Here is a 13,129-nt window from a genome sequence, read left to right on the forward strand (position 1 = left end):
CTGACTGATGGCACGTGACAAGACTCGCGTTAAGCGCAAAGAGCGTAAGAACATCGCATCGGGCGTCGCCCATGTGAATTCGACCTTCAACAACACCAAGATCCTGATCTCGGACGTGCAGGGCAACGCCATTTCGTGGTCGTCGGCCGGTACCATGGGCTTCAAGGGATCGCGGAAATCGACCCCCTACGCCGCTCAGATGGCTGCAGAAGATGCAGGCAAGAAGGCGCAGGAACATGGCGTCAAGACGCTGGAAGTCGAAGTTCAGGGCCCCGGTTCGGGTCGTGAATCGGCTCTGCGTGCGCTGGCTGCCGTGGGCTTCAACATCACGTCGATCCGCGATGTGACCCCGATCGCCCACAATGGCTGCCGCCCGCCGAAGCGCCGCCGCGTCTAACCGATCGAATTACCAGGCTGGGGCCGTGTTTTTTACACGGCCCCGGTTCGCCGTTTTGAAACCTCGGGCGTCTGCACCTGATTGGTCATGGGGCGCAGACAGGAATGGAGGGATTACATGATCCACAAGAATTGGGCAGAATTGATCAAGCCGACCCAACTGGAAGGCAAGCCGGGCAACGATCCCGCGCGGCAGGCAACCCTGGTTGCGGAGCCGCTTGAGCGTGGCTTTGGTCTGACCCTGGGCAACGCGCTGCGCCGTGTTCTGATGAGCTCGCTGCAAGGCGCCGCCATCACCAGCGTCCAGATCGACAACGTACTGCACGAGTTCAGCTCGGTCGCAGGCGTTCGTGAAGACGTCACCGACATCATCCTGAACCTCAAGCAGGTCGCTCTGCGCATGGAAGTCGAAGGGCCCAAGCGCCTGTCGATCAATGCCAAAGGCCCCGCAGTTGTCACCGCCGGTGATATCAGCGAAAGCGCCGGCATCGAGGTTCTGAACCGTGATCACGTCATCTGCCACCTGGACGATGGCGCCGAGCTGTTCATGGAACTGACCGTCAACACCGGCAAAGGCTATGTCTCGGCCGAGAAGAACAAGCCCGAAGATGCACCCATCGGCCTGATCCCGATCGACGCGATCTACTCGCCGGTCAAGAAAGTCGCCTATGACGTTCAGCCGACCCGTGAAGGCCAGGTTCTGGACTATGACAAGCTGACCATGAAGATCGAAACCGACGGCTCGATCACGCCCGAGGACGCGCTGGCCTTCGCCGCCCGCATCCTGCAGGATCAGCTGTCGATCTTCGTCAACTTCGACGAGCCGGAATCGGCCGGTCGCCAGGACGAGGACGATGGTCTGGAGTTCAACCCGCTGCTGCTGAAGAAAGTGGACGAGCTGGAACTGTCGGTCCGTTCGGCAAACTGCCTGAAGAACGACAACATCGTCTACATCGGCGACCTGATCCAGAAGACCGAAGCCGAGATGCTGCGCACCCCGAACTTCGGCCGCAAGTCGCTGAACGAGATCAAGGAAGTGTTGTCCGGCATGGGTCTGCACCTCGGCATGGATGTCGAGGATTGGCCGCCCGACAACATCGAAGATCTGGCCAAGAAATTCGAAGACGCGTTCTAAACGCGTCTTCGCCAATGCCCGGGCTGCCGGGGACCGTATGGGCATTTCCGCCCCAAGGAGAGCCGGTGACACGCATCGCCGGCCAGACAAAGCAAAACGCGAAAGAAGGAATTGAAAAATGCGTCACGCACGTGGTTACCGCCGCCTGAACCGTACTCATGAGCACCGCAAGGCCCTGTTCTCGAACATGGCCGGCTCGCTGATCGAGCACGAACAGATCAAGACGACTCTGCCCAAGGCAAAAGAACTGCGCCCGATCGTTGAAAAACTGATCACCCTGGGCAAGCGCGGCGACCTGCACGCCCGCCGTCAGGCCGCAGCTCAGCTGAAGGAAGACAAGGACGTCGCCAAGCTGTTCGAGGTTCTGGGCCCGCGCTACAAGGACCGTCAGGGCGGCTATGTCCGTATCCTGAAAGCTGGCTTCCGCTATGGCGACATGGCTCCGATGGCGATCATCGAATTCGTTGATCGTGACATCGACGCCAAAGGCGCAGCCGACAAGGCCCGCGTCGCCGCTGAAGAAGTGGACGTTGACGAAGAATAAGAACCGGCTGCATTGCCGTTTCATGGCCCCTGTCCGGATGTCCCGGTCAGGGGCTTTTTCTTATGGATCGCCACGCTTGCGGCGGACATGGCAGCGGCAAGGTTTCGCGTGCTCTATTGCATTCGCGTGCCGACCTCCGCATATCTTCGGCGGATGATGAACGGAGCTGTCATGATACGCACGATCCTGGCCGTATGCCTGATGACACTGGCCACCCATGCCGGTGCCGAGACACGGGTTCCTCAGTCACAGGTCGAGATTTCCATGGGTTTTGCCCCGGTGGTCAAAAAGGCTGCCCCGGCGGTGGTGAACATCTATGCCAAGATCGTCCGGCCTGGGCGCAGCAGCCCGATTTTCACGGATCCGTTCTTTCGCGACTTTTTCGGCGGTGGGTTCGGTGCACCGCGGCCGCGGGTTCAAAACTCGCTGGGGTCGGGCGTCATCCTGACCGAGGACGGCTATGTCGTCTCGAACTATCACGTTGTCGGCACCGCGACCGAGATCCGGGTCGTGACAACGGATCGTCGCGAGTTCCAGGCCGAGGTCGTTCTGGGCGACGAGGAAAGCGACATCGCCATCCTGCGCCTGCAGGATGCTCAAGGACTGCCGTTCCTGCGTCTGCGGGATTCTGACCTTGTCGAGGTGGGGGAGTTGGCCTTGGCCATCGGCAACCCGTTCGGCGTCGGGCAGACCGTGTCGTCTGGCATCATCTCGGGGCTGGCGCGGTCTGGCACCGCCACCGGCAATGCACGGGGCTATTTCATCCAGACAGACGCGCCCATCAACCCGGGCAATTCCGGCGGTGCCCTGATCGACGTGAATGGTGACCTGATCGGCATCAACACCTCGATCCTGACGCGGTCGGGTGGGTCCAATGGGATTGGCTTCGCCATTCCGGCCAATCTGGTCGCAGAGTTTCTGCGGCAGGCCCAGGAAGGAAACGAAGGTTTCGTCAGCCCTTGGGCGGGTATGGCCGGACAGACCATGAGCGCAGACATCGCCGAATCCCTTGGGCTTTCGCTGCCGCAAGGCGTTGTGATCTCGGATCTCCATCCGCTTAGCCCGTTGGCCGAAGCCGGCTTGCGGGTTGGCGACATCGTCACGCATGTGGACGGCGAAGAGGTGAATTCTCCGGCTGAGATGAAGTTCCGCATGTCTGTGGCGGGTGTTGGCGGGACATCCGTTCTGACCCGGCTCCGCGGCAGCGAGCGCGCTGAGGTCGCCGTCCATCTGGTGCCCGCGCCCGAGACGCCTCCGGCCGAGGAAACCACTCTGGACGATCGCACGGTTCTGCCGGGTATGACGGTTGCGCGCATCAACCCGGCAATGATTGCCAAGATGGGCCTGCTTCTGTCGCAGACCGGGGTGGTCGTGGTCGACCCCGGCCCATATGGTGCTCGGGCCGGCTTGCGGCCCGGCGATGTCATTAATGCCGTGAACGGGCGACAGGCTGAACGCCCGCGCGACATCGTTCGGGCGCTGCGCGACCCGGGGCGGCGGGTGCAGATCGATCTGGTGCGCGGTGGCAAGCCTGTGTCGTTGCGGTTCAGGCTCTGACGGCATGAGTGACCTGTTCGACACCGAAGACCAGTCCTCCGAGCCGGCCCCGAACCGCCCGCTGGCCGACCGGCTGCGGCCCCAGGCGTTGTCCGAGGTGATCGGACAGCAACAGGTTCTGGGCCCAGAGGCGCCGCTGGGGGTGATGCTGGCGTCGGGCAGCCTGTCCAGCCTGATCTTCTGGGGGCCGCCGGGGGTGGGCAAGACCACCATCGCGCGGTTGCTGGCCAAGGAAACCGACCTTCATTTCGAACAGATCAGCGCGATCTTCACCGGCGTTCCCGACCTCAAGAAGGTGTTCGAGGCTGCCAAGTTGCGGCGGCGGAACGGCAAGGGGACGCTGTTGTTCGTGGACGAGATCCATCGCTTCAACAAGGCCCAGCAGGACGGGTTCCTGCCGCATATGGAGGACGGGACGATCCTTCTGGTGGGCGCGACCACGGAAAACCCTTCGTTCGAGTTGAATGCCGCCGTGCTCAGCCGCGCGCAGGTGCTGGTGCTGGAACGGCTGGGGCTGGCCGATCTGGAACGCCTGACGCAGCGTGCCGAAAAAGAGCTGGGCAAGGCGCTGCCTCTGACCCCCGCCGCCCGTGATGCGCTTCAGGAAATGGCGGATGGAGACGGTCGGGCGCTGTTGAACCTGATCGAACAGATCGCGGCCTGGTCGGTGGACGCGCCGCTGGACCCCGACGCGTTGGCCAAGCGCCTGATGCGTCGCGCCGCGAAATACGACAAGTCGGGGGACGAGCACTACAATTTGATCTCGGCGCTGCACAAATCGGTGCGCGGGTCCGACCCGGATGCGGCGCTGTACTGGTTCGCCCGGATGCTGACCGGGGGCGAAGATCCGCGGTACCTGGCTCGCCGCATCACCCGGATGGCGGTCGAGGATATCGGTCTGGCCGACCCGCAGGCCCAGTCGATCTGCCTGCATGCCTGGGAGGTGTACGAGCGGCTCGGGTCGCCCGAGGGTGAGTTGGCGCTGGCGCAGGCGGTCGTCTATCTGGCGCTGGCGCCCAAATCCAACGGGGCCTATGTGGGCTACAAGGCCGCGATGCGCTTGGCCAAACAGTCGGGCAGCGAGCCGCCGCCCAAACACATCCTGAATGCGCCGACCAGATTGATGAAGGATCAGGGCTATGGCGCGGGCTATGCCTATGATCATGATGCCGAGGACGGGTTCTCGGGGCAGAACTACTTTCCCGAGACCATGAAGCGGCCAGTTCTGTACCAACCGGTCGAACGCGGGTTCGAGCGCGAGTTGAAAAAGCGTCTGGACTACTTTTCGAAACTGCGCAGTCAACGCAAGGGGTCGTGACGCAAGGTCAGATCAGGCCGTGCCGTCGCGTTTTGCGCGACACTCAAGGTGGGCCCGGGTTTCCCTGAGGTAACATGCCGCCAGGGAGGAGCGCAGATGACCGTTTCCATCGACAAGACAGACGACGTGTGGACCATCATCCACGACCGGTCCCAGGCCAGAAACGCCGTGGATGCCGAACATGCAGCCGCCTTGGCCGAGGCCTTCATTGCCTTCGAGGACAGCGCGGCCAAAGCCGCCGTGTTCTGGGGCAAAGGCGGTAATTTCTGCGCGGGCTGGGACCTCAAGATGGCAGCCACGCTGTCCGACCCGGACCTGCGCGAGCCGTATTTCGACAAGCACTCCTTTCCGATCGGGGCAGCGCCGTCGTTGCTGGGGCCGATGGGCCCATCGCGGCTGGAGCTGTCAAAGCCGGTCATCGGCGCGATCGAAGGCGCCGCTGTTGCCGGCGGCATGGAACTGGCCCTGTGGTGCGACATCCGGGTGATGGCCGAGGACGCCTATATGGGCGTCTATTGCCGCCGCTGGGGGATCACGCTGATGGATGGCGGTTCGGTGCGGCTGCCACGGCTGGTCGGGCAGGGCAAGGCGCTTGAGATCGCGCTGACCGGGCGCAAGGTCAAGGCTGACGAGTGCGAACGGATCGGGCTGGCCGAGAAAATCGTGCCGCAGGGTGATACCCGCAAGGCGGCCGAAGCGATGGCGCACGCGATTGCCCGGTTCCCGCAGGAGGCCGTCCGCGCCGACCGCCGCTCGATCATCGAAACCCGGGGGATGCCGATGCGCGAGGCGTTGAAGGTCGAATGGGCCAACGGGCTGGACGCCATCCGCCGCGAGGGCACATCCGGCGCGGCTCGGTTCCGCGATGGGACCGGGCGGCACGGGGATTTCACCGATATCTGAACGGCCTTGGCCCGCGAACCCGTGAGCCTGCTTGACTCTTGCCTTGCGGCGCGCGACAGACGCGGATGTTTTCTGAGGCACTGACACGGGCGATTTTCCGGGCGCGCAGCATCCGGTCGCAAGGGGTATTGGCATGAGCGGCGTACAGATGATCACGGTCGAGCCGGGCGACGGCGACCAACGGTTGGACCGCTGGTTGCGGCGCCTGTTCCCGCATGTGAGCCAAGGCCGGATCGAAAAGATGTGCCGCAAGGGCGAACTGCGCGTGGACGGCGGGCGGGTCAAGGGCTCGACGCGGTTGCAGGCGGGGCAGGTGGTGCGCGTGCCGCCCCTGCCGGACCCGGATCACAAACCGGCCCCGGCCCGCCCCCGCGTGACCGATGCCGATGCGAAAATGATCCAGTCCTGCGTGATCTATCGCGACGACCACGTGCTGGCGCTGAACAAACTCCACGGCCTGCCCGTTCAGGGCGGCAGCGGTCAGGCCCGGCATGTGGATGGCCTCGCCGAGGCACTGCGCTTTGGCTATGACGAGAACCCGCGGCTGGTGCACCGGCTCGACAAGGACACCTCGGGCGTGCTGCTGATGGCGCGTACGCGCGAAGCGGCCAAGGGGCTGACCGCCGCCTTCCGGCATCGCAACACGCGCAAGATCTACTGGGCACTGGTGGCCGGCGTGCCGACGCCGTATCTGGGCGAGATCAAGACCGGGCTGGTCAAGGCCCCCGGTCATGGCAAGCAGGGCGAGGGCGAAAAGATGATCGCCGTCCACCTGAACGAGATCGACAGCACGCCGGGTGCCAAGCGGGCGCACACGCTTTATGCCACGCTGTATCGGGTGGCGGGGCGCGCATCTTGGGTGGCGATGGAGCCCGTCACCGGCCGCACGCACCAGCTGCGCGCGCACATGGCGGCCATCGGGCACCCGATCATCGGTGACGGGAAATATGGCGGCTCGGGCCAGGAGAACCTGGGCGATGGCTGGGGCGCGCAATTGGGCGGGGTCATCAGCAAAAAGCTGCACCTGCACGCCCGAACCGCGTCGTTCAAGCATCCGATAACCGGCAAGCAGGTCACGATCAACGCTCCGCTGCCACCGCACATGAAGGACAGCTGGGATACCTTGGGCTGGACCGAGGACCTGGCGGCTGCAGATCCGTTTGAGGAGTTGCAATGACCGCGCCTCTGCGCCTGGTTCTGTTCGATGTCGACGGCACGCTGGTGGACAGCCAGGCCAGCATCGTGTCGGCCATGACCGCCAGTTTTCAGGCTCTGTCCCTTCCGGTGCCGGATCGCGCGGCGATACTGTCGATCGTGGGGCTGTCCTTACCGATTGCAATCGCACGCCTCGCGCCGGATCAGTCACAGGCAACTCAAAACCGGTTGGTCGAGGGTTACAAAGAGGCGTATCACGCTCATCGGCTTGAGATGGGGGCGGCAAGTTCACCGCTCTATCCCGGCGCGCGCGAGGTTATCGGATTGTTGCAGGCCGTGCCCGAGATCCTTCTGGGCGTGGCGACGGGTAAATCGCAGCGGGGGTTGGATGCCTTGCTCGAGGCGCACGGGTTGGATTCTGTCTTCGTTACCCGTCAGGTGGCGGACCATCATCCATCCAAGCCGCATCCCTCGATGATCGAAACGGCGCTTTTTGAAACAGGGGTTTCGGCCGGTGATGCGGTGATGATCGGCGACACCAGCTTTGACATGGAAATGGCGCGGGCCGCCGGGGTTGCGGGGATCGGCGTAGGCTGGGGCTATCATGATCGGTCGCAGCTGAGAGCGGCGTCAGCGGTGATCGACCGGTTCGAGCAGCTGCCCGGCGTCCTGACCGCAGTCTGGGGATAACGATATGAGTGAGTGGAAACCGAAACGCTTTTGGACAGCCAGTGCCGTGGTCGCGACCGATAGCGGTTTTACCGTCGAGTTGGATGGCCGCCGGGTGCGGACACCGGCCAAGGCTGCTCTGGTCCTGCCCACCCGGGCCATGGCCGAGGCGGTGGCCCGCGAGTGGGACGCGCAGGAAAAGGAAATCGATCCGGCGGCGATGCCCTTCACCCGCTCGGCCAACGCGGCAATCGACAAGGTGCAGCATCAGCACGCGGAAGTTGCCGACATGTTGTCGGACTATGGCGATTCGGACCTGCTGTGCTATCGCGCAACCCACCCGAAAGCCCTGATCGAACGTCAGCGCCGCGAATGGGACCCCGCGCTGGACTGGGCCGCGGAAACGCTGGGCGCCAGACTGATCCCGGTCGAAGGCGTACGGCATCAGCCTCAGGCCCCCGAGGCACTGGACCGGCTGCGTCGGCAGGTTCACGACCTGGACGCGTTCCGTCTGGCGGCGTTTCACGACCTTGTGAGTCTGTCGGGTTCGTTGATTCTGGGTTTTGCTGCTGCCCAAAACTGGCGCAACCCGGACGAGATATGGCGCATTTCTCGGCTGGATGAATCGTGGCAGGCCGAGCAATGGGGCGATGACGACGAGGCGGTCCAAGCCGCCGAACTGAAGAAGATCGCCTTTTTGCACGCGAAAACCTTCTACGATCTATCGGTTTGAGCCTTTCTGGTCCTGATTTGAGAGGCTTGGGCAGTTGCCTTGCCGGGAACATATCGTTTTCACTGATCCGACCCTTGACGTTTGTTTATGAATGCGCCCAAACTCGGGCGCACTAAAGGGGAGACACCTTTGGGGTAACCTATCCGGCTACCTTTGTGTGTCGGACAAGATCCGTCCCGGGATGGGGCGGGAAATCAGGAAGAGGTAAAAATGAAAAAATCCGTAATCTTGGGCGCGGCGACGATTGCCGGTCTTGCTGCCGGCGCGGCCGCGGCAGGAACCATGGACGACGTCAAAGCGCGCGGCAAGCTGAACTGCGGTGTAACCACCGGTCTGGTTGGCTTTGCTGCACCTGACGCGAATGGCGAATGGCAGGGCTTTGACGTTGCTGTATGCCGCGCAGTAGCCGCCGCCGTTCTGGGTGACGCGAACGCTGTTGAATTCGTTCCCACCACCGGCAAGACCCGCTTTACCGCTCTGGCTTCGGGCGAAGTTGACATGCTGGCCCGCAACACCACCTGGACCTTCAGCCGCGACGTCGACCTGAAGTTCGAATTCGTGGGTGTGAACTACTACGACGGTCAGGGCTTCATGGTTCCCAAGGCACTGGGCGTCAGCTCGGCCAAGGAACTGGACGGCGCCACTGTCTGCATCCAGACCGGCACCACCACCGAGCTGAACCTGGCGGACTTCTTCCGCTCGAACAACATCAGCTACGAGCCGGTTCCGATCGAAACCAACGCCGAAGCGCAGCAGCAGTACCTGGCAGGTGCCTGTGACGTTTACACCACCGACGCTTCGGGCCTGGCCGCAACCCGCGCCACGTTCGAAAACCCCGGTGATCACGTTCTGCTGCCCGAAATCATCTCGAAAGAGCCGCTGGGCCCGCTGGTCCGTCACGGCGACAACGAGTGGGGCGACATCGTTCGCTGGACCCTGAACGCCCTGATCTCGGCCGAAGAGCTGGGCATCACCTCTGCGAACATCGACGAGATGGCTGCAGGCACCGAGAACCCGGAAATCAACCGTCTGCTGGGTAGCGAAGGCACCCTGGGCGAGATGCTGGGTCTGGACGCACAGTGGGCCATGCGCGCCGTCAAGGCGGGTGGTAACTACGGCGAAGTGTTTGCCAAGAACATCGGTGAGGAAACCCCGATCGGTCTGGCACGCGGTCTGAACGCACAGTGGACCGATGGTGGTCTGCTGTACTCGCCGCCGTTCCGCTAAAATCCACGGAAAAGGGCGCAGGGTAACCTGCGCCCTTTTTCGCAGAACAGAATGCTACGGGCTGCTCGGGAGCGGGGAAAACCCTGCCGGGAAGGAAGCGTCCGAAAAGCACGGGGATCCCAAAATATGTCGACTATGACTGACCCACCGAAGGCTGACTTTCGGTTGTCGATGCTCATAAACGATACACGCTATCGCTCTCTTACATTTCAGGTGATCGCGGCAATCGTTATTGCGCTCAGCATCTGGTATCTTGGTAACAACCTGATCCAGAACCTTAGGGCCGCAGGGCTCAACATTTCCTATTCTTTCCTGGGCGATCCGTCCGGGTATGACATCAACCAGCGTTTGATCGAATATGACAGCCAGTCCTCGCATGGGCGTGCGGCTGTCGTCGGCATTCTCAACACGCTTTTGGTTGCATTCCTGGCTTGTATCACTGCGACGGTGTTTGGCGTGATCGCAGGTGTTTTACGCCTGTCAAACAACTGGCTCGTATCCAAGCTGATGGCGGTCTACGTGGAAATCTTCCGGAATATTCCGGTTCTGATCTGGATCATCATCATCTTCACGATCATGACAGCCGTTCTGCCGGGACCGAGGGAGTTCCGGGGCGATAACCCAACATCCAGCATGCTGTTTGATCTGTTCGCCTTTACCAACCGCGGCGTCTATGTCCCGCGCCCCGAGTTTGCGAATGGGCTGTTCGGTTCGACCTTTCTGAATTGGCTGCTGGTCATCGCGGTTTTGGTCGCTTCCTGGTTTGCGTCTCGTGAAATTGAGAAACGCGCCACGCTCAAACAGGAACAGACGGGCGAGCGTCCAAAGACCGGCCTTGTGAAACTTGCAGTTTGGCTCGTGCCTTTTGCACTGCTGATGATTTTGATGGGCCTGACCTGGGATGTCCCCGCTCTGAAAGGTTTCAACTTCAGCGGTGGTATCAAGGTCGGCGGTCCGCTGATCGCATTGTGGTTCGCTTTGTCGATCTATACCGGCGCCTTCATCGCAGAAAACGTACGTGCGGGTATTCAGGCGATTTCAAAAGGTCAGACCGAGGCTGCGGCCGCGCTGGGCCTGCGTCCCGGTCGGATCATGAATCTTGTGATCCTGCCTCAGGCGCTGCGGGTCATCATCCCGCCGTTGATCTCGCAATATCTGAACATCACCAAGAACTCGTCTCTGGCGATTGCAGTCGGCTATGCGGATATCACCGCAACGCTGGGTGGCATCACGCTGAACCAAACCGGTCGCGCGATCGAGTGCGTCTTGCTGCTGATGCTGTTCTATCTGACAGCCTCGCTGCTGATTTCGATGGCGATGAACATCTACAACGCATCCGTCAAGTTGAAGGAGCGCTGAGCCATGGCTGATCAAACAACAAATCCGATCGCATTTGTGGCCGACGGCACCATTCCTCCGTCGCCTCCGCCGGCAAACCAGACGGGTATCGTCAAATGGCTGCGCGAGAACCTGTTCTCGGGCGTCACAAACACGATCCTCACCCTTCTGTCGATTCTGCTGATCTATGTGCTTCTCAAGAACACCTTGCCGTGGATTCTGAACGGCGTTTGGAATGCGGACTCTCTGGCGCAATGCCGCGAGATTCTGGACGGCAAGACCGGGGCCTGTTTCGCAGTTCTGACCGAACGCTGGCATCAACTGATCTACGGGTTCAAATATCCAGTAGAAGCGTATTGGCGCCCGAACTTGGCGTTTGTGCTGATGCTGGTCGCTGTGGCACCTGTTCTGTTCTTCGACCTGCCTCGTAAGTTGCTGCTGTTTACGGCGCTCTACCCGTTTATCGCTTTCTGGCTGATTTGGGGTGGAACCATCATGGTGCCCATCGTGGCCCTGCTGGGCTGTGTCGCGGCAGGCGTGGTGTTCCAGAAATTTGGCCGCAACAGCTTTGCAGCCGGGTTCTTTGGGGCCATTGTCGTGGCGCTGGTCGTGTGGAATGTCGGCGGGGCACTCATTCCCGAAGACGCCAACGAAGGTGCGCTGCTGACTGCGGTGCCCAGCCGTGACCTGGGTGGTTTTATGCTGAACCTGATGCTGGGCGTGACCTGTGTGTCACTGTCCTTGCCCTTGGGTATTGCACTGGCTCTGGGTCGTCAGTCCGATATGCCGCTGATCAAGTGGGTTTGCGTCATCTTCATCGAATTCATCCGTGGCGTGCCTTTGATCACGCTGCTGTTCGTGGCTTCGGTGATGCTGGCTTATTTCTTCCCGCCTGACAGCACGGTCGACCTGTTCCTGCGCGTCGTGATCATGATCACCATGTTCTCTGCCGCCTACATCGCCGAGGTGATCCGCGGCGGTCTGGCGGCGCTTCCGCGCGGTCAGTATGAGGCAGCAGACAGTCTGGGTCTGGACTACCCGCAGGCGATGCGTCTGATCATCCTGCCGCAGGCCTTGAAGATCTCAATCCCTGGTATCGTGAACGTGGCCGTTGGTCTGTTCAAAGATACAACGCTGGTTTCGGTCATCTCGATGTTCGATCTGGTGGGCATGATCCGGGGTCCCATCCTGGCGTCGACCGAATGGAACGGCGTCTATTGGGAGCTTCTGGGCTTTGCCGCGCTTCTGTTCTTCGTCGTCTGCTACGGCATCTCTCAATATTCCCAGTGGCTCGAGCGTCGCCTTGCCACGGACCATCACTAAGGAGTTCAACACATGTCTGAACTTGCAATCGACCGCGAAATTGACCGCTCTAAAATGCAGGTGAGCGACGAGGTCGCCATCGAAATCACAAACATGAACAAGTGGTACGGGTCCTTCCACGTGCTGCGCGACATCAATCTGACCGTCAATCAGGGCGAGCGGATCGTGATCGCGGGGCCGTCGGGGTCGGGCAAATCCACTCTGATCCGCTGCCTGAACGCGTTGGAAGAACACCAGCAGGGCAAGATCGTGGTGGACGGCACCGAGTTGTCGAACGATCTGAAAAACATCGACAAGATCCGGTCCGAGGTTGGCATGGTGTTCCAGCACTTCAACCTGTTCCCGCATCTGACCATTCTGGAGAACTGCACGCTGGCCCCGATCTGGGTGCGTAAAACGCCCAAGAAAGAGGCCGAAGAGCGCGCGATGCATTTCCTTGAGAAGGTGAAGATCCCCGATCAGGCGTTGAAGTATCCGGGACAGCTGTCCGGTGGTCAGCAACAGCGTGTGGCGATTGCCCGCTCGCTGTGCATGATGCCGCGGATCATGTTGTTCGACGAGCCGACATCGGCGTTGGACCCCGAGATGATCAAAGAGGTGCTCGACACGATGATCGAGCTGGCCGAGGAAGGCATGACCATGCTCTGCGTGACGCACGAGATGGGCTTTGCCCGCCAGGTGGCGAACCGCGTGATCTTCATGGATGCCGGTCAGATCGTTGAACAGAACGAGCCGGAAGAGTTCTTCAACAACCCGCAGAGCGAACGCACCAAGCTGTTCCTCAGCCAGATTCTGGGTCACTGAGGCGGGTTGAAAGCGACGTTGGAAAGG

General features: G+C 61.4%; 13 protein-coding genes. All 13 read left to right on the forward strand.

The window, feature by feature from the left end; genetic code table 11:
• Positions 1–7 precede the first annotated feature (7 nt).
• The 13 genes from rpsK to ACR0BA_RS17750 all read left to right on the forward strand — a co-directional run bounded on the left by rpsK (position 8) and on the right by ACR0BA_RS17750 (position 13,102).
• On the forward strand, positions 8–397 hold the full coding sequence (rpsK, locus tag ACR0BA_RS17690) for a 30S ribosomal protein S11 (protein ID WP_008757289.1): 390 nt from the start codon (positions 8–10) through the stop codon (positions 395–397).
• Between the two features lie 117 nt (positions 398–514).
• On the forward strand, positions 515–1,531 hold the full coding sequence (locus tag ACR0BA_RS17695) for a DNA-directed RNA polymerase subunit alpha (protein WP_170342951.1): 1,017 nt from the start codon (positions 515–517) through the stop codon (positions 1,529–1,531).
• Between the two features lie 118 nt (positions 1,532–1,649).
• Complete coding sequence (gene rplQ, locus ACR0BA_RS17700) at positions 1,650–2,075, forward strand: 50S ribosomal protein L17 (RefSeq protein ID WP_093965383.1); 426 nt, start codon at positions 1,650–1,652, stop codon at positions 2,073–2,075.
• Positions 2,076–2,246: 171 nt separating this feature from the next.
• Complete coding sequence (locus ACR0BA_RS17705; RefSeq protein WP_480729213.1) at positions 2,247–3,632, forward strand: trypsin-like peptidase domain-containing protein; 1,386 nt, start codon at positions 2,247–2,249, stop codon at positions 3,630–3,632.
• A 4-nt stretch (positions 3,633–3,636) separates the two neighbouring features.
• Positions 3,637–4,950: a replication-associated recombination protein A gene (locus tag ACR0BA_RS17710; RefSeq protein ID WP_480729215.1), complete on the forward strand. Its 1,314-nt coding sequence runs from the start codon at positions 3,637–3,639 to the stop codon at positions 4,948–4,950.
• A gap of 96 nt (positions 4,951–5,046) precedes the next feature.
• Positions 5,047–5,853, forward strand: coding sequence for a crotonase/enoyl-CoA hydratase family protein (locus ACR0BA_RS17715; RefSeq protein ID WP_480729216.1), 807 nt, complete (start codon positions 5,047–5,049; stop codon positions 5,851–5,853).
• A gap of 133 nt (positions 5,854–5,986) precedes the next feature.
• The gene (locus ACR0BA_RS17720; RefSeq protein WP_480729218.1) at positions 5,987–7,030 is read left to right on the forward strand and encodes an RluA family pseudouridine synthase; all 1,044 of its coding nucleotides are present in this window, start codon (positions 5,987–5,989) and stop codon (positions 7,028–7,030) included.
• Entirely contained in the window at positions 7,027–7,698 is a 672-nt protein-coding gene (locus ACR0BA_RS17725; RefSeq protein ID WP_480729220.1) for an HAD-IA family hydrolase, read from the forward strand. The genes ACR0BA_RS17720 and ACR0BA_RS17725 overlap by 4 nt, the downstream gene beginning before the upstream one ends.
• Before the next feature lie 4 nt (positions 7,699–7,702).
• Complete coding sequence (locus ACR0BA_RS17730) at positions 7,703–8,410, forward strand: ATP12 family chaperone protein (RefSeq protein WP_170408093.1); 708 nt, start codon at positions 7,703–7,705, stop codon at positions 8,408–8,410.
• Between the two features lie 210 nt (positions 8,411–8,620).
• On the forward strand, positions 8,621–9,637 hold the full coding sequence (locus ACR0BA_RS17735; protein ID WP_093965393.1) for an amino acid ABC transporter substrate-binding protein: 1,017 nt from the start codon (positions 8,621–8,623) through the stop codon (positions 9,635–9,637).
• A gap of 126 nt (positions 9,638–9,763) precedes the next feature.
• Positions 9,764–10,996 (forward strand): amino acid ABC transporter permease, encoded by a 1,233-nt coding sequence (locus tag ACR0BA_RS17740; RefSeq protein WP_170361668.1) that lies wholly within the window; start codon positions 9,764–9,766, stop codon positions 10,994–10,996.
• A 3-nt stretch (positions 10,997–10,999) separates the two neighbouring features.
• Positions 11,000–12,298, forward strand: coding sequence for an amino acid ABC transporter permease (locus tag ACR0BA_RS17745; RefSeq protein WP_170342939.1), 1,299 nt, complete (start codon positions 11,000–11,002; stop codon positions 12,296–12,298).
• 12 nt (positions 12,299–12,310) lie between these two features.
• Positions 12,311–13,102 (forward strand): amino acid ABC transporter ATP-binding protein, encoded by a 792-nt coding sequence (locus ACR0BA_RS17750; protein ID WP_170361666.1) that lies wholly within the window; start codon positions 12,311–12,313, stop codon positions 13,100–13,102.
• Positions 13,103–13,129: the final 27 nt, after the last annotated feature.

The sequence above is a fragment of the Ruegeria sp. CI5 genome (assembly GCF_056536885.1).